This window comes from Paraburkholderia phenoliruptrix (assembly GCF_019511605.1).
Classification (GTDB): Bacteria; Pseudomonadota; Gammaproteobacteria; order Burkholderiales; family Burkholderiaceae; genus Paraburkholderia; species Paraburkholderia phenoliruptrix_A.
On sequence record NZ_JAEUAV010000004.1, the window covers coordinates 97,016 to 120,328 of the forward strand.

Consider the following 23,313-nt stretch of genomic DNA (forward strand, 5'->3'; position numbering starts at 1 on the left):
CGCGCCGGCATGATGTCTTCGCCGGTTGCATTTTCGCATTCCACGCTGCGCGTGCCCGTGCGGCTGGTGAGTGCCATGTGCGCTCCGTATGTGCTTCGTAGGGGCCAGGGCGAGCGCTTGCCGCGGGCTTTGCCGTGTGCGTTCCTGCAAGCTTTGCCAGGCGTTCCTGCAGGCTTTGCAAAGCCTTACATCGGGCTTGCTCGCGCGCTGCGCCGAGCCTTCCGTGTGGGCCCGCCCCAGCAATCGCATGCGCGCGTTCTTCGCGCCTCGTCTTGCGCGCAGCTTCCCATCCGCTTCATGAAAAAAGGCTTCTATACAATTATCGCGGCGCAGTTCATTTCGTCGCTGGCGGACAATGCCCTGCTGATCGCCGCCATTGCGTTGTTGTCCGTGATCCGTTCCGCCGCGTGGGTCACGCCGCTGCTGCAGATTTTCTTCACCATTTCATATGTGCTGCTTGCGCCCTTTGTCGGCGCGTTCGCGGACGCTCTGCAAAAGCGCCACGTCATGTTCATCTCCAATGCGCTGAAGGCAAGTGGCTGCATGATGATGATCGCAGGCGTGCATCCGATGATCGCTTACGGCGTGGTGGGCTTCGGCGCCGCCGCCTATTCGCCGGCGAAATACGGGATTCTCACCGAGCTGCTGCCCGCCGAAAAACTCGTCAAGGCCAACGCGTGGCTCGAATCGGCTACCGTGCTGTCGACTATCGTCGGCACGATGGTCGGCGGCGCGCTCATCAGCACATTTGCCGACAGATTCGTCGCGCATGCGCATCTGCCGCTGATCCGTTCATCGGCAGATCTTGCGATGTTCGCGGTCATGCTCACCTACGCGATCGCGGCCGCGATCAACGTTTTCATTCCCGACACCGGCGCGCGCTACCCGAACCGGCTCTCGGAACCGACGAGGCTCGTCGGCGACTTCTATCACTGCTTCAACGTGCTGTGGGCCGACAAGCTCGCGCAAATCGCGTTGTGGGTCACGACGCTCATGTGGGGCGGCGCAGTAACGTTGCAGTTGCTGGTGCTGAAATGGGCCAACGTGAACCTCGGCTTGTCGCTTTCGAAGGCGGCCGTGATGCAGGGCGTGACGGGCCTCGGCATTGCCGTCGGCGCGGCTGCGGCCGCGGCGCTCATTCCGCTGCGCCGCTCGCTTCGCGTGCTGCCGGTCGGCATTGTCACCGGCGCGGTGGCCATTGCCATGGCCTTCTACAACAAGAACCTTTTTCCTGCGGACGCGGGCATACACGTCGGTTCGTACGGGGTGCCGTTGTACATCGTGCTCGCCTATCCGCTGATGATCCTGCTTGGCGCTCTATCCGGTTTCTTCATCGTGCCGATGAATGCGATTCTCCAGCATCGCGGCGCCACGCTGCTGTCCGCGGGACATTCGATCGCGGTGCAGAACTTCAATCAGAATCTCGCCGTGCTGCTGATGCTCGGCGCGTACGCGCTGTTGCTGACGGCGAAGATGCCGGCGCAGTGGATCATTGTCGTGTTTGGCGTTTTCATCACGTTCATGATGTGGCTCGCAAAACGGCGCAGTGCGACGAACGAACGTACGGCCAACATGCACGTGCTGCTCGAGGAGTAATGGCGGCGTAAGCGGAGCGCGCATGGCCGAGCCACACATCATAGCGGCGTGCTTTGGCCATCCGGCCAGGGTCCGCTCGCCTCGCCGGCGGGTTAAACTCACGCCCTGTACAGCTAAAGCAGAAAGACACCGAGGATGGGCACTCAAACCGCAGCGGCCAGCGACGTCGCACAACACACGCCAATGATGCAGCAGTACCTACGCATCAAGGCCGAGCACCCGGGCACGCTGGTGTTCTACCGGATGGGCGACTTCTACGAACTGTTCTTCGACGACGCGGAAAAAGCCGCGCGCCTGCTCGATCTCACGCTCACGCAGCGCGGTGCGTCGGCGGGCAATCCGATCAAGATGGCGGGCGTGCCGCATCACGCGGTCGAACAGTACCTGGCGAAGCTGGTGAAGCTCGGCGAGTCGGTGGCCATCTGCGAGCAGATCGGCGATCCGGCCACGTCGAAGGGTCCCGTGGAGCGCAAGGTCGTGCGCGTCGTCACGCCGGGCACGCTCACGGACGCCGCGCTGCTGTCCGACAAGAACGACGTATTCCTCATGGCAATGTGCGTTGCGCACAATCGCCGCGGCGTCGCGACAAGCGTCGGGCTCGCCTGGCTGAATCTCGCGAGCGGCGCGTTGCGGCTCGCAGAAGTCGCACCCGACCAGGTCGCCGCCACGCTCGAACGGATAGACCCCGCGGAAATTCTGGTCGCCGATACCGACGCCGACACCGCCGGCTCAGCCCCGCCCACAGGCAATCGCGCGTTGACGCGCGTGCCGGCGTGGCATTTCGACGTCGCCTCGGGTACGCAGCGTCTGTGCGACCAGTTGGAAGTGGCCGGGCTAGACGGCTTCGGCGCGCATTCGCTCACCTGCGCGTGCGGCGCGGCGGGCGCGCTGCTGCTGTATGCTGCCGCGACGCAAGGGCAGCAACTGCGGCATGTGCGCAGCCTGAAGGTCGAACACGAATCGGAATATATCGGCCTCGACCCCGCCACGCGGCGCAACCTCGAAATCACGCAGACCCTGCGCGGCACCGAATCGCCCACGCTGTGCTCGTTGCTCGACACCTGTTGCACGACCATGGGCAGCCGTTTGCTGCGTCACTGGCTGCATCATCCGCCGCGCGATCCGGTGCATGCACAATCGCGCCAGCAGGCTATCGGCGCGCTGCTCGAGGCGCCCGCCGGCGCGGACGTCGACGCGCTGCGCGGCGCGCTGCGACATATCTCGGATATCGAGCGGATCACTGGCCGTCTCGCGCTGCTGTCGGCGCGCCCTCGCGATCTGTCGAGCTTGCGCGATACCTTTATCGCGTTGCCCGAACTGCGCGCAAAAGTCGCGGCCGTCACGTCGAATGCGCAGTCGCTGGCGCGCATCGACACGTCGCTCGAGCCGCCGCAAGCATGTGTCGAGTTGCTCGTGCGGGCCATCGCGCCCGAACCCGCCGCGATGGTGCGCGACGGCGGCGTGATCGCCCGCGGCTACGATCCTGAGCTTGACGAACTCAGGGATATTTCGGAGAACTGTGGGCAGTTCCTGATCGATCTCGAAACGCGCGAGCGCGCACGCACGGGCATCGGCAATCTGCGTGTCGAGTACAACAAGGTGCACGGCTTCTATATCGAAGTCACGCGCGGCCAGACCGACAAGGTTCCGGACGATTATCGCCGCCGTCAGACGTTGAAGAATGCCGAGCGCTACATCACGCCGGAACTCAAGACATTCGAAGACAAGGCGCTGTCCGCACAGGAACGTGCACTGGCCCGTGAGCGCTCGCTGTATGAAGCGCTGTTGCAGGCGCTGTTGCCCTTCATTCCGGACTGCCAGCGCGTTGCCTCGGCGCTCGCGGAGCTCGATCTTCTCGCCGCTTTCGCCGAACGTGCTCGCGCGCTCGACTGGGTCGCGCCGCGCTTTTCGCCGGACGCGGGCATCGACATCGAGCAGGGCCGGCATCCGGTCGTGGAAGCCCAGGTGGAACAGTTCACCGCAAACGACTGCACGCTCACACCGGAGCGCAAACTGCTGCTGATCACCGGCCCCAACATGGGCGGTAAATCGACCTTCATGCGGCAGACGGCGCTGATCACGCTGCTCGCGTATGTGGGCAGCTACGTGCCGGCGCGGCGCGCGGCATTCGGCCCCGTCGACCGCATTTTCACGCGCATCGGCGCCGCCGACGACCTCGCGGGCGGCCGTTCGACCTTCATGGTCGAAATGACCGAAGCGGCCGCGATTCTGAACGACGCTACGCCGCAAAGCCTCGTGCTGATGGACGAAATCGGCCGCGGCACCTCGACGTTCGACGGCCTCGCGCTCGCGTGGGCGATCGCGCGGCATCTGCTCGCGCACAACGGTTGCCATACTCTCTTCGCAACGCACTACTTCGAACTGACGCAGTTGCCGGCGGAATTTCCCCAGGCGGCCAACGTGCATCTGTCGGCGGTTGAGCACGGGCGCAGCATTGTGTTCCTGCATGCGGTCAACGAAGGGCCGGCAAGCCAGAGCTATGGTTTGCAGGTCGCACAGCTCGCCGGCGTGCCGAACGCGGTAATCCGCTCGGCCCGCAAGCATCTCGTTTATCTCGAACAACAATCGGCAGGACAACCGGCGCCGCAGCTCGACTTGTTCGCCGCGCCGCCGGCACTGCTGGAAGATGCGGACGACGACGAGCCGCAAACCGGGCACGAGGCGCCGGCACTCCAGGCGCTCGTCGAGCGGCTGCGCGGCATCGATCCAAACGATCTGCGCCCACGCGAAGCGCTCGATCTGCTGTATGAACTGCACGAGTTGGCCGCTGCGCCGGATGCCGGTCGTTGACGCACGCGTGCTTGCAAAGCGGCCGCGCCGGTTGCGCGCGGCACTCGCCGTTGCGTGTGCGCTAGCAACTAGCCGTGCATTGCGCCGCACGTTGCTCGCGTCTGCATTGGCGCTGGCGCTAGCGTGCTCGTGGCCGGTCGCGGCGGCTTACGCGCAAGCGCCGCATTACCGGTTTGCAGTCATCGCGAACACGATGCAAAGCCCCGCGGACGAAGCGCCCACGCAGCGGCTCATCGACGCGATCGGTCGCGAGCGAGGCGTGTCGTTCATCGTCTACGACGGCAACCTGAAAGGCCCCAAGGAAGCCTGTCGCGACGCGCTCTACGAACGGCGGCACGCCGTGCTGGAAACTTCGCGGCCGGCACTTTTCTTCATTCCCGGCCAGCATGACTGGGTCGATTGCACGAGCGCGCAAGCCGGCGGCTTCGATCCGGTGGAACGGCTCGACCAGTTGCGTCAGACACTGCTCGGCGACGCTCAATCAATGGGCCAGAACCCGATGCCGTTGACGCGCGAAAGCGAGGTGTCGCGCTTTCGCCCTTATCGCGAGAATGCCCGCTGGCAGTTGGGAGACACGGTGTTCGTCGCGCTGAACGCGCCGAGCCCGAACAATCACTATCTGACTGCAGGGGGCCGCAACGGCGAGTTCGAAGACCGCGTGATCGCCAACGCATTCTGGCTCCAGCACGCCGGTGAATATGCAAAGCGCCGCGACGCACGCGCAATCGTCGTGTTCATTCAGGGCGATCCCGAACCCGAGCGCTATGAACGGCCTGAGCGGTTCGCATGGTTGCGCTTTGGCCGCAATTCGCGCCGCGACGGATTTCTCGAGTTCAAGCGCAGCCTCGTCAAGCTCGCACAGACCTTTCAGAGGCCGGTGCTCGTGATTCATTGCGACGACGAACGCGCGAGCGGCGGCTTCGTGATCGACCAGCCGTTACGCAACGACAAGGGGAATCAGGTGACGAACCTCACGCGTGTCGCGCTTGCGCCGCATGATCGTCATAACCAATGGATTGAGATTGAGGCGGATTTCGACAGAACGCCGCCGTTTCGCGTGACCATGCGCGATGTGCCGCGGCAATTGCCGATGCCCACGGCGCCCCCTGTATTGCAAAGAGACGAGCCTGCCGCCTCTATGCCAGCAGTGCCGTCGCTCGGACCCGCCTCCGAGTTGCCACCGCTTTTGCAAACGCCAGGTCAGCCGCAGCCGGACCCGCAGGAGTTCGAACAGTTGCCGCGTATTCCCGCCGACCAGGGCGGCGGGGGCTACGGGCCGGCGACCTCCGTTGCGCCCGCGCAGCGCAGCGCGCCAGCGGCGCCCGGTGCGCCGGGGGCCTCGGGTACTTCGGGCTCGCCCTGAAGCTCAGTGCAGCGTGGGGCCTGACTTGCCGCTTTCGTCGTCCGCGTCGTCGTCTTCGTCGAGCACTTCCAGACCGTCCGCGCCGTGCGCGTGTTCGTGCTGGATCTCGTCTTCGGTGGCCGGGCGCACGTCTTTCACCGTCAACGCGAAGCGCAGTGCCATGCCGGCGAGCGGATGGTTGCCGTCGAGCACCACCTTGTCTTCGGCCACGTCGGTCACTACGTAGACGAGCGAATCGAGATCCTCGTCGCCCTCTTCCGGCGTGCCTTCGAACTGCATGCCGACTTCGAGCGGTTCCGGAAAGCGGTTGCGCGGCTCGATCTTCACGAGTTCCGGATCGTACTCGCCGAACGCGTCTTGCGGCTCGAGCTGGATCTGGGTCTCGAAGCCGGCCTCGTGGCCGTCGAGCTCTTCCTCGATCTTGGGGAACGTGCCATCATAGCCGCCGTGCAGATAGACCATCGGCTCGTCGCTCTCTTCAATCAGATTGCCTTGCGCATCCGACAGCTTGTAAGCGACCGACACGACGGTGTTCTTTGCGATTTTCATTCGATTCTCCAGAATACAACTCACATTATACGATGCCCAGGCGGCCCACTCACCACCCGGCCGAAGCAGCTTCGGCACGCCATTTGTCGTCGGCTCAAAAGCCCGCTTCCGCGCTTCTCCCGCCTCCGCCCGACACGCCAACGCCGCTCCTCGGCAATCTCACGCCGTCGCAATTCATGCGCCGGTACTGGCAGAAAAAGCCCCTGCTGATTCGCCAGGCCATTCCGAACGTCGAGTCGCCGGTTTCGCGCGACGAGCTGTTCGCACTGGCAGATCAGGACGAAGTGGAGTCGCGGCTCATCACTCACTTTCGCAACAAGTGGCAACTGGAGCACGGCCCGGTCGCGCCCGACGAACTGCCCACGGTGAAACAGCGTGCGTGGACCCTGCTCGTGCAAGGCGTCGACCTGCACGACGACCGCGCGCGCACCCTGCTCGACCGCTTCCGCTTTGTTCCCGACGCGCGACTTGACGATCTGATGATCTCCTATGCGACGGACGGTGGCGGCGTTGGTCCGCACTTCGATTCCTACGATGTGTTTCTTTTGCAAGTAAAAGGCAAGCGGCGTTGGCGAATCAGCGCGCAGAAAGATCTGACGCTGCAACCCGGCATGCCGTTGAAAGTTTTACAGAACTTTGAGGCAGAACAAGAGTGGGTGCTTGAGCCTGGCGACATGCTTTATCTGCCGCCGCATATCGCCCACGACGGCGTGGCCGAAGGCGAGTGCATGACCTGCTCGATCGGCTTTCGCGCGGCGTCGGCCGGCGAGCTGACCGCCCAGTTCCTTTACCACCTCGCCGAGCGCGGCGAGGCCAGCGGCCGGACCGGCGGGCTTTACCGCGACCCGCAGCAGCCTGCCGTCGACCGCCCGGCGGAACTGCCTGCGGCGCTCGTCGAGCGGGTTGGCGCAATCCTTGCTGAAATTGCGTGGAATGAGCAGGACATTGCGTCGTTCCTTGGCACGTATCTCAGCGAACCCAAGCCGAGTGTCGTCTTCGATCCGCCGCAAAGGCCGCTCAACGAAGCACGTTTTATCAGTCAGGCATCGAAATCAGGTGTGCGACTGGACCGCAAGACTAACCTGTTGTACAACCGTCGCTTTTTCTTCGTAAATGGAGAGAAAACGGCATTTGACGGGACGAAAAAGTGGCTGTTTGAACTCGCTGATCGCCGGTCTTTGAGTGCGAAACGCTTTGTAACACTCTCGCACGATTCGTCGGTGACAGCACGGCTACACGAGTGGTATCGTGCGGGCTGGATACAGATAGGCGAGCTTGCCTAGCCTCGCGTGTCTGTTATACACAGTACATTGAAATTTTGTATGAGAAAGACAACGTATTGACCCCGGATTTATGGATTGTCAGTACGAAAGTGCATATAATTTCCGCCCAAGCCGTAGGGAAGATTCCTGCTCGTCAAAAGAGCGTCTCCACCAGCGGCCCAGGTCGGTGTTGGAGCACATTACCGGTATTATTTTGCGCTGTTGCTTACCTTTAACCATAAAAGGACGTGATCATGAAGAAATCCCTCCTCGTAGCATCCCTGTTGGCAGCTGTGGCACTGGCTGCATGCAACAAGAGCAACGACCAAGCCGCTGCCCCGGCTGCTAGCGACGCTGCTGCCGCTTCGGCACCGGCTGCCGCCGCAGCTTCGGATTCGGCTGCTGCTGCTTCGGGTGCGGCTGCTGCTGCGAGCGACGCTGCTGCTTCGGCTACGACCGCTGCTTCGGACGCAGGCGCTGCTGCTTCGGCTGCTGCTCCGGCTTCGGGCGCAAGCCAGTAAGCTGTCGCGTAGGGTTCGCCTTAGGGCGAAAACTGCATCGGGAAGTCATCGCGATTTCCCGAGTGGTAAAGCAAAACGCCACAGACTCAGGTCTGTGGCGTTTTGCTTTTCGGGCTTTGCTTTTGGGGGGTCTGTTTCTGCGGGCCTGTTATGCGGCAGCGGATCGCAGCGCATTTATAACGCCGATTTAACGGCGCGAATCCGCAAATCCCTTCACGGCTAGTCAAGCCCCGCCCGTTGGGCCACGTTGCCGCTCTCTTCAAAGAACTCGCGCACCACTTTTATCTCGCGAGTTCGCTTGAACGGCGGCAGGCTTTGCCAGATCCGGCGTCCATAAGGCTTATCGACAAGACGCGTATCGCAGATCATCAGCACGCCACGGTCCGTCTCCGCGCGAATCAGGCGACCTGCGCCCTGCTTGAGCGTGATGACCGCCTGCGGCAGTTGATGGACCGCAAACGGGCTCAAACCTTTCTTCGTGAGCGCATCGAGCCGCGCCGACAGAACCGGGTCGTCAGGCGGCGCAAAAGGCAGCTTGTCGATCACGACGAGCGACAGAGCATCGCCGCGCACGTCGACACCTTCCCAGAAGCTCTGACTGCCCACGAGAATCGCATTACCGTACGCGCGGAAGCGATCCAGCAATTCCGTGCGGCTTGCATCGCCCTGGACGAGCAGCGGATAGTTCCAGCCGCGCGCCTCGATTACATCGCGCAGTTTTGCGGAGATGCGGTCCACCGCGCGCAACGTCGTACACAACATGAATACGCCGCCGCCCGACGCTTCGATTGCCGGCAACGCCGCGTCGAACACGGCGTCGGTGAACATCGGCGACGACGGCTGCGGCAGGTTGCGCGGCACATACAGCAGCCCTTGCGACGGATAGTCGAACGGGCTTGGCAAGGTCATCGAACGTTTCGCGTTAAGGCCCATTTGCGCGGCATAGTGCGTGAAGTCGCCGCGCACCGACAAGGTGGCCGACGTGAAGATCCACGCGCGGGGCACGCCGGCACGCTGCTTCGCGAAAATCGGCGCGACCGAGAGCGGCGTCTCGTGCAACTGCACGGTATGCGCGAAGACTTCGATCCAGCGCACCTTTTCATTCGGATCGGCGCGCTCGCCCTTGCCCTCGGTCGTGGCGCCGGGAGCCGCATCCGCGGCTTCCCGCTCTAGCTCGGTTGGCGGCGTGGTCCAGCCAGCCAGCACCGCTTGCAACTCGCGGGCGCGGCGCAGACATGCGCCGATCGACTCGGCGCGCTCGGCCTGCCCCGCAAGCGCGGACTCGAGCGCATTGAGCTCGGTCTCGAGCGCTTCGAGCGCAGCGAATAAAGGATGGTCGTCGGGCAACTGGCCGATCGACAGACGCACCGAATCTTCCTTGAATGCGAGCCGCACGTCGCGCGCGGCGCGTTCCAGCGTGGAGCCGAGCTTGACCCAGTCCACCGCGTCGCGTGCGTGGCCCAAACCCTCGGCCACCGAATCGCGCGCGAGCTCGAGAAACTGCGCGGTCGAAAGCGTCTCACCGAAAAACAGCGTGGCCGTTTCCGGAAGCTGATGCGCTTCGTCGAAGATGATCGTGTTGGCGGTGGGCAGCAGTTCAGCCATGCCGGTATCGCGCAACATGATGTCGGCGAAAAAGAGATGGTGATTCACCACCACGATGTCGGCCTGCTGTGCCTCGCGGCGCGCCTGCATCACGAAGCAGTCCTTGTAGTGCGGACACTCCTGGCCGAGACAGTTTTCGCGCGTGGACGTGACCATCGACCACACCGCCGCCGTTTCGGGCACGCTCGCCAGCTCAGCCTTGTCGCCGGTGCGCGTGATCTTTGCAAAGCGCACGATGTCCTGCAAATACGAGGTTTCCTGGCGCGACGGCAAGCGGCCGTTATCTGCCGTGCGCTGCAGATAGTAGTGGCACAGGTAATTCGCGCGCCCCTTGAGCATTGCCACCGACACAGGCACCGCAAGTGCGTCGCGAACCGTCGGGATATCGCGCTGAAAAAGCTGATCCTGCAAGTGCTTGGTGCCCGTAGAGACGATCACCTTGCCGCCCCACAACATGGCCGGCACCAGATATGCATAGGTCTTGCCGGTGCCCGTACCTGCTTCGACGATCAGCGTGTTCTCGCCGCCGTCGAGCGGCTGTGCTTCGTCGGCTTCGGCGGCCTCGGCTGGCGCGTCGGCACCCGCGGTTTGCAGACGCCGCGCCGGACGCTTTTGCGCTTCGAACATCGCGGGCTCGGGCATCGCACGACCCGACGCTTCCATCGCGGCGGCCACCGCGCGGGACATTTCGATTTGCGACGCGCGCGAGCGATAGCCGTCGATCTGCCGCGCGAGCAGGCCGTTGTCGGCGAAAATCTCGTTGAGTTCCGCGGCGCGCCGCGGATTGAGCGATGCGCTCAGCGCGGACGCGGCAGGACGCGACTCGGCGGTGCCGGTCTGTGACGTCGCGCCCGCGGTACTCGCGTGTGGTGAGGTTTCAAGCGGTGAATTCAAGGCAAGCGTTTCCTGCAAAGTCCGGCCCGCGCGGCGCGCGCCCGGCGCCTGCCAGGCCGCGAACTCAGGCGCGTGCGTCCGGTTCGAGCTGCAATTGCAGCAAGATGATGGTGTCCTTGACTTTGAGCTTGCGCTTTTTCAGGCGCCGCAGCTCGAAGTCGTCGATGCCGGGTTCATCCGACATTCGGTCGATCAAACGGTCGAGCCCACTGTGCTCCGATTCCAGTTGCAGAATCCGGTCGCGCAGCGTTTCCGCATTGATGACCTGATGTTGATCCCGCATGCCCGCCTCCGCTCGACTGCGGCACGGGCTGCATGTTGGCCATGCTCAGCCCATTGCCTGAGGTTGCTGTCCGGCTCAGAACTTCGTTGCGGCGACTGTATGCGCACTGCTGACGGTCTCCGCGACCTTCACTACCGCGATAATACAACCGCAAACCGCCGCAAGGTCGTGTGCCGCGCGGGCGCGACACGACTGCGGCGGGCTGCGGCTCACTGCTGTTGCTGCTGCTGTTGCTCGCGCTGTTTCTGCTCCTGCAACTGCTGCTGACGTTTCGCCTGCTGTTTTTCGGCGGCCTGCTTCTGGCGCGCTTCGACCTCGGCCTTATGCTGAGCAGCATCGGCCTGTTTCTTCTCGAAACTCTTCTGCTTCTCGACGCGTTCCTGCGCTTTCTGCGCGCCCTGGCGGCGGGCCTCGTCGAGCCGGCGCTGGAAGTCGCCCTGCTTCTGATCGTAAGCCCGCTGATTCGCCGCCGCCTGCGACGGACTGATGCCGCGCTGTGCCTGGTCGATCGCGTGCTGACGCTGCTTTTCCTCGTAAGCCGCAGCGTTGGCGCTGCGCTGCGGAGCCTCGGCGTTGCGCTGCGCCTGATCGAGCTCGTGCTGGCGCTGCTTTTCTTCGTAAGCCTGAGCGTTGCGCGCGTCTTCGGCAGCACGCTGCGGCGCGCTCGCCTCTTCCTGCGCGCGCTTGAGCGCTGCCTGCTCGTCACGCCTGCGCGCGCGCTCGGCGCGCTCTTCGCCGTCCAGCGCGAGCTGCTCCTTGCGAATCTCTGCCTGCACCGTGCGCATCTGATCGTGCGCCTTGTTCAGACAGTGATTGACGAAGAACGTGCTGTAGCAGTTGTGTTCGGCAACGCCGTAGCGATAGTTATTTTCCTCGGTGCGCTGATCGAGCACCTTCTGCCGCGCGTCGAATTGGCTGTCGAGAGAAGCGGCGCTCGCCGCATCGGCGGCAGCGGCCTTCGTCTGGACGCCTGAACCCGCGCCTTGCGAGCCCGCGTTTGCAGGCGCAGCGGCGGGCGCGAGGCCAGGCGCCGCGGGCGCGACCGATGGCTCGACAGCGGGCACCGACGACTGCGCCGATGCTGCCATCGGCATCGCCAGCATCGCTGCCATGACCCATGACGCGCAAGATGCAAAAGATGCGCGGTCCGCCACGGGCGCGCCGCTATGCGCAGGGAATCCGCCCGCGGCGCGCGAAGCGAACGGCCTGCGCACAGCAAACGGCGGCAAGTGTGGCGAGCGGAAGACCGGGCTCAAGCCCTGGCGGTTGAACAAAAAGGACAATCGCAACTTGATTGGCAACTTGATTGGCAACGTGATGGACAGCGTCAAAGAGGGTCGACGGGATATGCCCGAAATTCTATCACCCCGGCGCGGTTGAGCCCTTTGGCATTTGTGGCAAAATGCCCCGCTCCAGCCATCTGGCCGCAGCGCGCACGCACTGCGTGCCCGGCGCCGCGAGGCGCCGCGGCGCACGGCCCTTGACCGAGTCCGCAGGAAACCCAACAGCTTATGACGGAAACCGTAGCACTCAAGATCGTACAGCGCATCGCCGCCGAACTGTCCGTACAGCCGCGCCAGGTCGCGGCAGCGGTGCAACTCCTCGACGAAGGAGCGACTGTTCCGTTCATCGCGCGCTACCGCAAGGAAGTGACAGACAATCTCGACGACACGCAGTTGCGTAGCCTCGAGGAACGCCTGCTGTATCTGCGCGAGCTCGAAGACCGGCGCGCGGCGATCATCGCCAGCATCGACGAACAGGGCAAGCTCACCGAGGAGCTGCGCACGGCCATCGAGGGCGCCGACAGCAAGCAGGTGCTCGAAGACCTGTATCTCCCGTACAAGCCCAAGCGCCGCACGCGCGCGCAGATTGCGCGCGAGGCCGGCCTCCAGCCGCTCGCCGACGCGTTGCTCGGCAATCCGCTGCTCGACCCGCAAAGCGAAGCCGCCGCTTATGTGAACGCCGACAAAGGTGTCGCCGACGTGAAAGCCGCGCTCGACGGCGCGCGCGACATTCTCTCCGAACAGTTCGGCGAAACGGCTGAACTGCTCGGCAAACTGCGCGACTACCTGTTCAATCAGGGCGTCGTGTCGTCAAAAGTGGTCGAGGGCAAGGAAACCGCGGAAGAAGAAAAATTCCGCGATTACTACGACTACGCGGAAACCATCCGCACTGTACCGTCGCATCGCGCGCTGGCGTTGTTCCGCGGCCGCAACGCGGGCGTGCTGATGATCAAGCTCGGCCTTGGCGAAGAACTGGACGCGCAAGTGCCGCACCCGGGCGAAGCGCTGATCGCGCGTCATTTCGGCATTACGAATCAGAACCGTCCGGCCGACAAATGGCTCTCGGACGTGTGCCGCTGGTGCTGGCGCGTGAAGGTGCAGCCGCACCTCGAAAACGAGTTGCTCACGAACCTGCGCGACGAAGCGGAGCACGAGGCGATTCGCGTGTTCGCGCGCAATCTGAAAGACCTGTTGCTGGCGGCGCCCGCAGGACCGAAGGCCGTGATCGGTCTCGACCCGGGCCTGCGCACCGGTGTCAAGGTTGCGGTTGTCGACCGTACCGGCAAAGTGCTCGCCACCGACACCATCTACCCGCACGAGCCCCGCCGCGACTGGGACGGCTCGATTGCGAAACTCGCGCGTCTATGCGCGCAGACGCAGGCGGAGCTGATCAGCATCGGCAATGGCACGGCGTCACGCGAAACGGACAAGCTGGCGAGCGAGCTGATCGCGCGCCATCCGGAATTCAAGCTGCAGAAGATCGTCGTGTCGGAGGCGGGCGCCTCGGTCTACTCGGCCTCTGAACTCGCGGCCAAGGAGTTTCCGGACATGGACGTGTCGCTGCGCGGCGCGGTGTCGATTGCGCGGCGTCTGCAAGATCCGCTCGCGGAGCTGGTGAAGATCGAGCCGAAGGCAATCGGCGTCGGCCAATACCAACACGACGTGAACCAACGGGAACTGGCGCGCTCGCTCGACGCGGTTGTCGAAGACTGCGTAAACGCTGTCGGAGTGGACGCGAATACTGCGTCTGTGGCGTTGCTCGCGCGCGTGTCGGGGCTCAATGCGACCCTGGCGCGCAACATCGTCGACTATCGCGATGCGAACGGTCCCTTCCCTTCGCGCGAGCATCTGCGCAAAGTGCCGCGGCTTGGCGACAAGACGTTCGAACAGGCGGCGGGGTTTCTGCGCATCAACAATGGTGAGAATCCGCTCGACCGCTCATCGGTGCACCCTGAAGCGTATCCTGTCGTCGAACGGATCCTTGCGAAGATCAACAAACACGTGGGCGAAGTGCTCGGCAATCGCGACGCGCTGCGCGGCCTGTCGCCCGCCGAATTCGTCGACGATCGTTTCGGTCTGCCGACCGTTCGCGACATTCTGCTCGAACTCGAAAAACCGGGCCGCGATCCGCGTCCGGAGTTCAGAACCGCAACCTTCCGCGAAGGCGTCGAGAAGGTCAGCGACCTGACGCCCGGCATGGTGCTGGAAGGCGTGGTGACGAACGTGGCAGCGTTTGGCGCGTTTATCGACGTGGGCGTGCATCAGGACGGTCTCGTGCACGTGTCGGCCATGTCGACGAAGTTCATCAAAGATCCGCACGAAGTGGTCAAGGCCGGACAGATCGTCAAGGTCAAGGTGCTCGAAGTCGACGTGAAGCGGCAGCGCATCGCGCTCACCATGCGTCTGGACGACGAGTTCGGCGCAGGCACGGCGCGTAGCGGCGGGGGCGCCCAGCAGGACCGCGGCGGCTTTGGCCGCTCGAATGGCAACGGCCGCGGCGCGCCGCAGCGTTCGCGCGAGCCCGAACCGGGGGGCGCGATGGCCGCGGCCTTCGCGAAGCTCAAGCAGAAATAAGGAGCGAGTGCCTTCGGTGTGCGATGTGCTTGAGCGTCACCGAACGTGCGGTTCGCGTTGGGCGCATCTCGTTGCGCCCTTCCCCTCGGGCGCTTCTCGCTTGTCTTGAAGTGCCTGTCTTCAAGTGCCGGTTTAACCGCTTCGCTTTTGTCCGAGATCCAATAAAAAACCCACGCCATGGCGTGGGTTTTTTGCTTCTGCGCCGCGCAGCAGACCGCACGCGGACAGCGCGCACGTGCTCAGATCTCGATCTTCGTTCCTAGCTCCACGACGCGGTTCGCGGGAATGCTGAAGAAGTCGGTCGGCTTCGCGGCGTTCTGATGCATCCACGCGAACACACGTTCGCGCCACACCGACATACCGGGCAATTGCGTGGGCACGACTGTTTCGCGGGCGAGGAAGAACGACGTATCCATCAGCTCGAACGTCATGTCGTGCGTGCGGCTGATTTCCGCCAGCACGGCCTTCACGTCCGGCGTTTCGTTAAAGCCGTAAGCGGCCTTGACGAGATACAGACCGCCTTCGATATTCCTCACCGTCAAACGCTCCGCGTCGTTCACATACGGAATGTCGCGCGTGACGAAAGTCAGGAAGATGGTGCGTTCATGCAGCACCTTGTTGTGCTTCAGGTTATGCAGCAAGCTCACCGGCACCAGCGATTCGCTGCCCGTCAGGTAGATGGCGGTGCCTGAAACACGATGCGGGGGATGCGCGAGCAGCCCTTGCAGGAACGGCATGAGCGGAATACCGTCGGCCGCCGTGCGCTCCTTCACGATCATCCTGCCCTTGAACCAGGTCATCAGCAGGAAGAACAGCAACGCGCCAATACCGAGCGGCAGCCAGCCACCCTCTTCGACCTTGAGCAGATTCGCGCCGAAAAAGCCGATATCGATCGTCATGAACACGCCAATAATCAGCGCGACGAGGATCTTGTTCCAGTTCCATACGTTGACCATCACGACGCAGGCCAGGATCGTGGTGATCACCATGGTCGCCGTCACCGCGATGCCGTATGCGGCGGCAAGGTTATCGGAGCTCTTGAACGCAATCACGATGCACAGAATGATGAAGAGCAGCATCCAGTTCACCACCGGCACATAGATCTGGCCGATTGCCAGCTCCGACGTGTGCAGGATCTTCATGCGCGGCACGTAGCCGAGCTGAATCGCCTGGCTCGTCAGCGAATATGCGCCTGATATCACGGCCTGCGAAGCAATCACGGTCGCGATGGTGGACAGTACGATCAGCGGCAGCAATGCCCACTGCGGCGCCAGCAGGAAGAAGGGATTCTCTATTGCTTTGGCATCGTGCATCAGCAATGCGCCCTGGCCGAAATAGTTCAGCACCAGCGAAGGCATGACGAGGCAGTACCAGCCCATGCGGATAGGCTTCGCGCCGAAGTGGCCCATGTCCGCGTAAAGCGCCTCGGCACCCGTGAGCACCAGCACGACCGAACCCAGCACGACGTAGGCTTGCAGCACATGCGCCGCCATGAAGGAGTACGCGTAATAGGGATTCAGCGCGCGGATCACACTCGGCGATTGCACGATGTGCCAGATGCCGAGCGCGGCGAGCACCGCAAACCACAGCAGCATGATGGGGCCGAACAGCCGGCCGACCGTCGCGGTACCGTGCCGCTGAATCCAGAACAGCAGCACGAGAATGAGGATGGTGAGCGGCAACACCAGATGGGAAAGATGAGGCGCCGCGATCTCGAGCCCCTCGACCGCGGAGATCACCGATATGGCCGGTGTGATCACCGCGTCGCCGTAAAACATGCAGGCGCCGAAGATGCCGAGCATCATCAGCAAGCCGGCCATTTTCGATTTTTCATCCAGCGAACGCAGCGCCAGCGCCATCAGCGCGAGCACGCCGCCCTCGCCGTTATTGTCCGCGCGCATCACGAACAACACGTACTTGATGCCGACCACAATGACGATCGCCCAGAAGAGCAGCGAAATCACGCCGAGAATGGATTGCTCGGTCAGCGCAATACCGTGCGACGGACTGAACGCTTCCTTGAGCGCATACAGCGGGCTCGTGCCGATGTCGCCGAACACCACTCCGATCGCGGCCAGCGCAAGCGCGGGCAGTGGCTGTTTGTGCTCGTGATTGTTATCTGTCATAAACGCGAGGAAATCCGTTTCCTGGGCGGAAAAAACGACCGCTATTCTAAACTGACTGCCCGAAGCCGCCCGGCTTGTTGTGGATACACCACGTGGATGGTCCGCGCAGTGTAGCACTGCGATATGTGCGCGTCTGCTGCGCGAATTGCGGCGCGCTCAATGTCATTGCCTGCCTGCGAAGCGCGCCGCGCGTCTGCGCGTGGATAAAAAAACGGAGCCCCGTCGGGCTCCGCTCTGGACGCGCTGCATACGCATCACTTTTCCGAGGACTCCTGCGCTTGCGCCATGCCGCGCTTGATCCACGCGCCGAGGTTGTGCGGGCGAACCGTGTCCCACTCCTCGAACGGCTGATGAATCCACGGATTGGTAGGCAGATACTGCACGTGATAATCGGGCTTCACCTTCGAACAGCCCTTGTACCAGAGCACCGCCGAACGCACCGCCGTGATGGCCGGATAGCGCTCCTTCAGATGCTGCTGGACACGTGCGAGCGTCACGCCAGAATCGACCAGATCGTCGACGAGCAGCACATTGCCATGCAGTTCGCCGCGCGTCATCGTGATGTACTGCGCGATGTCCAGTTCGCCCTGCTCCGTGCCGGCCGCTTCGCGATAGGAACTCGTCGCGAGAATGGCGAGCGGCAGATCGTAGATGCGCGAGAGCTGGTCGCCCACGCGCAGACCGCCGCGCGCGAGGCACAGGATCTTGTCGAACTTCCAGCCCGACTCATGCACCGCGAGAGCGAGCAACTCGATCAGCCGGTGATATTCGTCCCAGCCGACCCACAGGTTCTTGTCGTCGTTGCGCGGATCTTTCATCGCAATCATGGGTACACCTTGCACCATCGCTTAAGCCTTGAACGGATGACGAAGCAGAATGGTCTCGTCGCGATCCGGACCCGTGGACACCATGTCGATCGGAATGCCCGCCACTTCCTGGACACGCGACAGATACGCGCGTGCATTCGCCGGCAGCTTGTCCCATTCCTTGATGCCGACGGTGCTCTCCTTCCAGCCCGCGAAGGTTTCGTACACCGGCTCACAACGGGAGACTTCGGAGGAACCGCGCGGCAACAGATCGACGTGCTTACCGTCGACCGTATAGCCGACGCACAGCTTCACTTCGTCGAGGCCGTCCAGCACGTCCAGCTTCGTCATGCACAAACCCGACACGCCGTTGATCTGGATCGAGCGGCGCAGCGCGGCGACGTCGAGCCAGCCAGTGCGGCGCGGACGGCCCGTAACCGAGCCGAATTCCTTGCCGACGGTTGCAAGTTCCAGGCCGATGGCTTCCTGACGCGCGGCGTTGTCCGCGTCGTACAGTTCGCTCGGGAACGGGCCCGAGCCCACACGCGTGCAATAGGCCTTGGTGATGCCGAGAATATAGTTCAGCTTTTGCGGACCGACGCCCGCGCCGGCCGTTGCTGCGCCCGCCACGCAATTGCTCGACGTGACGAACGGATAGGTGCCGTGGTCGATGTCGAGCAGCGTGCCTTGCGCGCCTTCGAACAGCAGATTGCTGCCGGCAGCATTCGCGTCGTACAGACGGCGCGACACGTCGGTAACCATCGGCTTCAGACGGTCGGCATAGCTGAGCATCGTGTCGAGCGTCTCCTGGAAGTCGACGGCGGCGACACCCAGATACTGCGTGAGCACGAAGTTGTGATAGTCGAGATTTTCGCGCAGACGTTCGGCGAACGCGGCCGGCTCGAACAGGTCTTGCACGCGCAGGCCACGACGCGCCACCTTGTCTTCGTAGGCGGGGCCGATGCCACGACCGGTGGTGCCGATCTTGCCCGCGCCACGGCGCGCTTCGCGGCCCTGGTCGATTGCAATGTGATAGGGCAGGATGAGCGTAGTGGCTTCGGAAATGAACAGGCGCTTCTGAACGTCGATACCCGCGGCTTCGAGCTCGCCGATTTCCTTGAACAGCGCTTCCGGCGACAACACGACGCCATTGCCGATGTAGCACGCGACGCCGGGATGCATGATGCCCGACGGAATCAGACGCAAGATGGTTTTCTTGCCGCCGATGATAAGCGTGTGACCGGCATTGTGACCGCCCTGGAAGCGAACGACGCCTTGAGCGTGGTCCGTCAGCCAGTCGACGATCTTGCCCTTGCCTTCATCACCCCATTGGGTTCCCACGACGACGACGTTACGCCCGGGGTTCACATTCACTGCGCTGGCAGACATGTTGTTTCGTAAGCTGGTTAAAAACGTATTTTACCTATGTTCGCGGACGCTTCCGGAATTTTTCCGTTTCCGCTCAACGGTATGCACGTTATGGTGGGTATTTGGAAAGAAGCGCGGCCGGTGCTGGCCGCTGCTGGTCGCTGCTGACCCGTGAACGCGCCGCAGCCGACTGCGCATCGAGGCGCATGCAGGACAAGTGCAGGCGCCTGCGGATTCGCGCGCACGCAAGCCCGCAGGGGGCGCTGGCGTGACACGCTCACACGCTTACGCGCGCGGCTCGACTGTCCATGCGCCGTTGCGCTCGACCAACACGCGGTCGAACGCAAATTCGTCCACGTCGTGCTCATGACCCGGCAGTGCCTGGATGACGACTTCGCCGGCATCGCGCAACGCGGCCACGCTCACGCGCAGCGCGTCGTCGTGTTGCCAGGGCGCGAGAATCGCGCTGCTGCGCGCCTCGACCGGCGAAATGCGCGCCACTTCGCGAAGATCCAGCGAGAAACCGGTCGCCGCCCGTGCGCGCCCATAGAACTGCCCCACGTGGTCATAACGGCCGCCGCGTGCAACCGCGTTCGGCACGCCGTCCACATACGCGGAGAACATCACGCCGCTGTGATACGCATAGCCACGCAGATCGGCGAGGTCGATCATGACTTCAGCGCTTTCCACCTGGCTCGCGAGGAACGCGAGGTCGTCGAGCGCACGTGCAATGGCCGGTGCGTTCGGCAAACGTGCGCGGGCTTCCTCGAGCACCGAGGCGTCGCCGTAAAGCGAAGGCAGCGCCCGCAGGGCGTCGCGAGTAACGGCCGTGAGATTGGCGGTCAGATCGACGAGACGCGGCACGTCCTTGCCGGCTAGCGCGTCGTACAGCGACTGCCCGAGGTCCGCCGCCGCCGGCTCCGCCTCGATCAGCGCGGCGAGCACGCCCGCGTGACAAAGGTCGAGGCGCACCTTGCCGAGGCCGGCGAGATGAAGCGAGTCGAGCATCAATTGCTGGATCTCCAGATCGGCTTCCAGACCCGCGTGGCCGTAAATTTCCGCGCCGATCTGAATCTGCTCGCGCGTGGCATGCAGCCCTCGCGGCCGCGTGTGCGCGACATTGCCGGCGTAGCACAGACGGGTGACGCCCTGACGGTTCAGCAAGTGCGCGTCGATACGCGCGACCTGCGGCGTGATGTCCGCGCGCAGCCCGAGCGTGCGTCCGGACAGCTGATCGACCAGCTTGAACGTCCGCAGACTCAGATCCTGGGCGCTGCCCGTCAGCAGCGACTCGATGTACTCGAGCAGCGGCGGCATGACCATCTCATAGCCGTACGAGCGGAAACGGTCCAGCAGACGACGCCGCAATTCTTCGATCTTGCGGGCCTCCGACGGCAACACGTCGGCAATGTTCTCGGGGAGTAACCAGGTCGACATCGATACAGTCCTACGACGTTGAACACGGCGGCAGAATGCGCCGGTAATGAGTGTGAATGGCGGGCCAGGGCTTGTTTCCGGCGACGGCCGATGGTCTACGGAAGGCGGCTGCGGCACGCCCGCATCGCCGCGTATTTTGCAGTGCCTCTCGCAGTGCCTTATTGCAGCGCCTTTTGCAACACACGGCGCCTGACGCGCGAGCACGGCGGGGTGGCTCATGCCCTAAGTCGCGCCGCCTCGGTCCACTGCGTCAGGTCACGAAAAACAGCAGAACCAGCCCGAGCAACATCACGATCAGGCCGCCAATGCGGATCTGATGCGCGGGCCGTTCCGCTATTCTACGAAACGTGTCGCGCCAGGCGCTCGGAAAAACGAATGGGAACATCCCCTCGATAATCAGCATCAACGCGATCGCGAGCAGTAACGAGCCGACTATATCCATGCGAAAGAAGCCGCCGCGATGCGAATGCCGCGGCGTTCCCGGTTATTGGTGTTTGCGCGAGGCCGCGGAAGCGTCCGGGGCTGCGCCACCGGTCGGACTACGCATGAAGCGGAAGAACTCGCTGCTTGGATCGACGACGATCACGTCGCCCGGCTTGAAGGTGTTCCGGTATGCCTGCATGCTTTGATAGAACTGATAGAACTCGGGGTCGCTGCCGTATGCCTGTGCAGCGATCTGCGCTGCCTGCGCATCGCCCTCGCCCTTGATGGTCTGCGCCTGGCGGTAGCCGTCCGCGAGAATGGCCTGCTGCTGCGCGACCGCGTCCGCCTTGATCTTGTCCGCCTCGGCGGCGCCCTTCGCGCGTTCGTCAGCCGCGATCTGCTCGCGTTGCGCAATCATTCGCTTGTAGACCGAGTCCGCCATCGAAGCCGGGAAGTCCACCCGCGTCAACTGCACGTCGACCACCGTGACGCCGAGCGACGCCGCGCTTTTGTCCATCGCGCCGCGCGCGTCGTCCGCGAGCGCCTGCTGTTTGGCGAGGGCATCCGGCAGCGTGTACTTGCTGAACGCGTCGCCTAGCGCGCTGCGCGCGACAAGCGCGAGGCGCTCCGGAAGGCTCTGCACGTCGCCCTTCGTCTCGGCGAGCAGCTTCAGCGGATCGGTCACACGGTATTTGACGACCGGGTTGGCCAGCACATCGGTCTTGTCCGCGGTGACGTAGCGGTCTTCGTCCGGCGCGTCGAGCGACTGAATGCGGTTATCGACGAGCGTGACCGTTTGCAACGGCGGGGGCAACTTCACGTGAAGCCCCGGCCCGAGCAGCGCCGGCGCCGTGTCGCCACGGGACGACAGCACTGCCATGTGACGCTGGTCGACCACGAACACCATCGACGATGCTGCGAACAGCACGATGACAACGGCAACGACGAGCGCAATGATCTTGTTCATGTTGTGCGCTCCTTATTGAACGTCGTCTTCGCGCATGCGATTGCGGAAGGACTCGCGCGAACGCAGCGGATCGCTGCCCGCCGCCGGGCGGCTCGCGGGCGTGGCTGCAGCGGCCGGCCCGGAAACGGCACCCGGCGCGGCAGCGGCCGATCCCGCCGCGGAAGCAGAATTCGTTGACTGCGCGGCGCCAGACGCGGATGCGGCCGCGGCGGACGCCGCCGTGGCTGCCGCCGCAGCATCCGCCGCACGCTGACGGTTCTGCTCGACGAGCTTGTCGAGCGGCAGATACAGCACGTTGTTGCCGCCGCGGTTGTCCACGAACACCTTGGTCGTATTCGAATAGATCTGCTGCATGGTTTCCAGATACATGCGCTCGCGGATCACAGCGGGCGCCTTCGAGTACTGCGCATACACTTCCTTGAAGCGGTCCGCGTCGCCTTGTGCCTGTGCGATCGTTTTGTCGCTGTACTTTTTGGCCTCGTCGATCTGGCGCGCCGCGTCGGCTTGCGCACGCGGCAGCAGGTCCGCGGCGTAGGCCTCGGCGTCGCGCTTCGCGCGCTCGTTCTCCTGGCGCACTTTGGCAGCCTCGCTGAACGCGCCCTGCACCTGGTCGGGCGCCTGCACCGCCTGGATCGTCACGCCGGTGACAGCGAGGCCGGACTGGAACTGATCGAGCGATTTCTGAATAGCCGCAAGCAACTGCTGCCGGATTGCTTCGCGATCCTGATCAAGAATCTCTTGCGTGCTGCGCGTACCGACGATGCCGCGCACCGCCGCCTGCGCGGCCTGCATCACGCTCTGATCGGGATCGACACTGCGAAACAGGTAGTCGGTCGGCTTGCGTACCTGGTACTGCACGGCAAAGCGCACGTCGACGATGTCTGCGTCGTGCGTGAGCATGGACGCGTCCTTCACATTCGCGAGACGCACCACGTTGTTGCGGCCGATTTCAACCTGGCGAACCTGGCCGATGTTGACGAGCTCGTGATTTTCGAACGGATACGGCAAGCGCCAGTGCACACCGTGGCCCGCCGTGTAGCGATACTTGCCGAACTGCATTACGACGCCGGCCTGGCCGTCCTGCACGACGAACACGCCGCTGCCAAGATAGATGGCGATCAGCACGCCGATCACGATGCCCACGCCGATGCGCGCGCCACGGCCATTGTCCGGACGCCCGCCGCCGACGCCACCGCCCTTGCGGCCGAACATCCGGCTCAAACGACGGTTGAAATCGCGCCACATCTCGTCGAGATCGGGCGGACCTTCACCTTCCTTGGCTTGCGGGCGCTTCGGCTCGACCGGTCGCTGGCGCTCGCCATTGCCGTCGCCACGGCCCCAGCGCGGATCGTTCAGTGAAAGCATGGCGCGCATGCGCAGCCAGATACTCCGCTCGTTGTAATCGTTCACCTGTGTTCGTTCACCAGAGTAGACAGCGGGTCAGT

At 63.6% G+C, this 23,313-nt stretch carries 18 protein-coding genes; 7 read left to right on the plus strand and 11 right to left on the minus strand.

Translation table 11 applies throughout. From position 1 onward, the window contains the following. Nucleotides 1-297 precede the first annotated feature (297 nt). From lplT to JNB89_RS08275, 3 genes are all read left to right on the plus strand, one after another. Nucleotides 298-1,596 carry a lysophospholipid transporter LplT gene (gene lplT, locus JNB89_RS08265; protein WP_220361880.1) on the plus strand — a complete coding sequence of 433 codons (1,299 nt, stop codon included), beginning with the start codon at nt 298-300 and terminating at the stop codon, nt 1,594-1,596. Between the two features lie 135 nt (nt 1,597-1,731). Next, the gene (gene mutS / locus JNB89_RS08270) at nt 1,732-4,407 is read left to right on the plus strand and encodes a DNA mismatch repair protein MutS (protein WP_220361881.1); all 2,676 of its coding nucleotides are present in this window, start codon (nt 1,732-1,734) and stop codon (nt 4,405-4,407) included. Beyond that, nucleotides 4,364-5,770 carry a hypothetical protein gene (locus JNB89_RS08275; protein ID WP_431026583.1) on the plus strand — a complete coding sequence of 469 codons (1,407 nt, stop codon included), beginning with the start codon at nt 4,364-4,366 and terminating at the stop codon, nt 5,768-5,770. The genes mutS and JNB89_RS08275 overlap by 44 nt, the downstream gene beginning before the upstream one ends. A gap of 3 nt (nt 5,771-5,773) precedes the next feature. Here JNB89_RS08275 and JNB89_RS08280 read toward each other — a convergent pair whose 3' ends face one another. After that, nucleotides 5,774-6,319, minus strand: a complete 546-nt coding sequence (locus JNB89_RS08280) for an FKBP-type peptidyl-prolyl cis-trans isomerase (protein WP_013338818.1) — start codon at nt 6,317-6,319, stop codon at nt 5,774-5,776. 32 nt (nt 6,320-6,351) lie between these two features. On the opposite strand from JNB89_RS08280, the gene JNB89_RS08285 reads away from it, so the two are divergent. Continuing rightward, entirely contained in the window at nt 6,352-7,602 is a 1,251-nt protein-coding gene (locus tag JNB89_RS08285; RefSeq protein ID WP_220361882.1) for a cupin domain-containing protein, read from the plus strand. 233 nt (nt 7,603-7,835) lie between these two features. Beyond that, the gene (locus JNB89_RS31010; RefSeq protein ID WP_083788033.1) at nt 7,836-8,102 is read left to right on the plus strand and encodes a hypothetical protein; all 267 of its coding nucleotides are present in this window, start codon (nt 7,836-7,838) and stop codon (nt 8,100-8,102) included. Nucleotides 8,103-8,321: 219 nt separating this feature from the next. Here the strand turns inward: JNB89_RS31010 and JNB89_RS08290 are convergent, their stop codons facing one another. The 3 genes from JNB89_RS08290 to JNB89_RS08300 form a co-directional block, all read right to left on the minus strand. Beyond that, a complete protein-coding gene (locus JNB89_RS08290) occupies nt 8,322-10,601 on the minus strand; it encodes an ATP-dependent DNA helicase (protein WP_220361883.1) in 2,280 nt (759 codons plus the stop codon). A gap of 64 nt (nt 10,602-10,665) precedes the next feature. Next, entirely contained in the window at nt 10,666-10,884 is a 219-nt protein-coding gene (locus tag JNB89_RS08295) for a DUF465 domain-containing protein (RefSeq protein ID WP_013338815.1), read from the minus strand. A 209-nt stretch (nt 10,885-11,093) separates the two neighbouring features. Beyond that, on the minus strand, nt 11,094-11,996 hold the full coding sequence (locus tag JNB89_RS08300; protein WP_222858918.1) for a hypothetical protein: 903 nt from the start codon (nt 11,994-11,996) through the stop codon (nt 11,094-11,096). On the opposite strand from JNB89_RS08300, the gene JNB89_RS30935 reads away from it, so the two are divergent. Further along, nucleotides 11,995-12,264, plus strand: a complete 270-nt coding sequence (locus tag JNB89_RS30935) for a hypothetical protein (RefSeq protein ID WP_222858919.1) — start codon at nt 11,995-11,997, stop codon at nt 12,262-12,264. The two genes, JNB89_RS08300 and JNB89_RS30935, sit on opposite strands and share 2 nt — an antisense overlap. 131 nt (nt 12,265-12,395) lie before the next feature. Continuing rightward, a complete protein-coding gene (locus JNB89_RS08305) occupies nt 12,396-14,741 on the plus strand; it encodes a Tex family protein (RefSeq protein WP_220361884.1) in 2,346 nt (781 codons plus the stop codon). A 239-nt stretch (nt 14,742-14,980) separates the two neighbouring features. Here the strand turns inward: JNB89_RS08305 and JNB89_RS08310 are convergent, their stop codons facing one another. The 7 genes from JNB89_RS08310 to hflK all read right to left on the minus strand — a co-directional run bounded on the left by JNB89_RS08310 (nt 14,981) and on the right by hflK (nt 23,278). Then, nucleotides 14,981-16,867, minus strand: a complete 1,887-nt coding sequence (locus JNB89_RS08310) for a potassium transporter Kup (RefSeq protein ID WP_220361885.1) — start codon at nt 16,865-16,867, stop codon at nt 14,981-14,983. Between the two features lie 254 nt (nt 16,868-17,121). Further along, nucleotides 17,122-17,712, minus strand: coding sequence for a phosphoribosyltransferase (locus JNB89_RS08315; protein ID WP_013588876.1), 591 nt, complete (start codon nt 17,710-17,712; stop codon nt 17,122-17,124). Nucleotides 17,713-17,715: 3 nt separating this feature from the next. Further along, complete coding sequence (locus tag JNB89_RS08320; protein ID WP_135894451.1) at nt 17,716-19,062, minus strand: adenylosuccinate synthase; 1,347 nt, start codon at nt 19,060-19,062, stop codon at nt 17,716-17,718. A 264-nt stretch (nt 19,063-19,326) separates the two neighbouring features. Further along, nucleotides 19,327-20,478, minus strand: a complete 1,152-nt coding sequence (locus JNB89_RS08325) for an ATP phosphoribosyltransferase regulatory subunit (RefSeq protein WP_220361886.1) — start codon at nt 20,476-20,478, stop codon at nt 19,327-19,329. Between the two features lie 250 nt (nt 20,479-20,728). Further along, nucleotides 20,729-20,920, minus strand: coding sequence for a DUF2065 domain-containing protein (locus JNB89_RS08330; protein ID WP_013338808.1), 192 nt, complete (start codon nt 20,918-20,920; stop codon nt 20,729-20,731). A gap of 42 nt (nt 20,921-20,962) precedes the next feature. Then, the gene (gene hflC, locus JNB89_RS08335) at nt 20,963-21,868 is read right to left on the minus strand and encodes a protease modulator HflC (protein WP_135894449.1); all 906 of its coding nucleotides are present in this window, start codon (nt 21,866-21,868) and stop codon (nt 20,963-20,965) included. Between the two features lie 12 nt (nt 21,869-21,880). Further along, nucleotides 21,881-23,278, minus strand: a complete 1,398-nt coding sequence (hflK, locus tag JNB89_RS08340; protein ID WP_220361887.1) for an FtsH protease activity modulator HflK — start codon at nt 23,276-23,278, stop codon at nt 21,881-21,883. Nucleotides 23,279-23,313 lie beyond the last annotated feature (35 nt).

Coding starts and splice junctions, on each gene's coding strand:
- JNB89_RS08325 (WP_220361886.1), bottom strand. CDS start 20,478: ATGTCGACCTGGTTACTCCCCGAGAACATTGCCGACGTGTTGCCGTCG.
- JNB89_RS08305 (WP_220361884.1), top strand. CDS start 12,396: ATGACGGAAACCGTAGCACTCAAGATCGTACAGCGCATCGCCGCCGAA.
- JNB89_RS31010 (WP_083788033.1), top strand. CDS start 7,836: ATGAAGAAATCCCTCCTCGTAGCATCCCTGTTGGCAGCTGTGGCACTG.
- hflC (WP_135894449.1), bottom strand. CDS start 21,868: ATGAACAAGATCATTGCGCTCGTCGTTGCCGTTGTCATCGTGCTGTTC.
- JNB89_RS08310 (WP_220361885.1), bottom strand. CDS start 16,867: ATGACAGATAACAATCACGAGCACAAACAGCCACTGCCCGCGCTTGCG.
- lplT (WP_220361880.1), top strand. CDS start 298: ATGAAAAAAGGCTTCTATACAATTATCGCGGCGCAGTTCATTTCGTCG.
- JNB89_RS08315 (WP_013588876.1), bottom strand. CDS start 17,712: ATGGTGCAAGGTGTACCCATGATTGCGATGAAAGATCCGCGCAACGAC.
- JNB89_RS30935 (WP_222858919.1), top strand. CDS start 11,995: ATGACCCATGACGCGCAAGATGCAAAAGATGCGCGGTCCGCCACGGGC.
- JNB89_RS08295 (WP_013338815.1), bottom strand. CDS start 10,884: ATGCGGGATCAACATCAGGTCATCAATGCGGAAACGCTGCGCGACCGG.
- JNB89_RS08275 (WP_431026583.1), top strand. CDS start 4,364: ATGAACTGCACGAGTTGGCCGCTGCGCCGGATGCCGGTCGTTGACGCA.
- JNB89_RS08300 (WP_222858918.1), bottom strand. CDS start 11,996: ATGGCAGCGATGCTGGCGATGCCGATGGCAGCATCGGCGCAGTCGTCG.
- JNB89_RS08285 (WP_220361882.1), top strand. CDS start 6,352: ATGCCCAGGCGGCCCACTCACCACCCGGCCGAAGCAGCTTCGGCACGC.
- JNB89_RS08280 (WP_013338818.1), bottom strand. CDS start 6,319: ATGAAAATCGCAAAGAACACCGTCGTGTCGGTCGCTTACAAGCTGTCG.
- JNB89_RS08330 (WP_013338808.1), bottom strand. CDS start 20,920: ATGGATATAGTCGGCTCGTTACTGCTCGCGATCGCGTTGATGCTGATT.
- mutS (WP_220361881.1), top strand. CDS start 1,732: ATGGGCACTCAAACCGCAGCGGCCAGCGACGTCGCACAACACACGCCA.
- JNB89_RS08320 (WP_135894451.1), bottom strand. CDS start 19,062: ATGTCTGCCAGCGCAGTGAATGTGAACCCCGGGCGTAACGTCGTCGTC.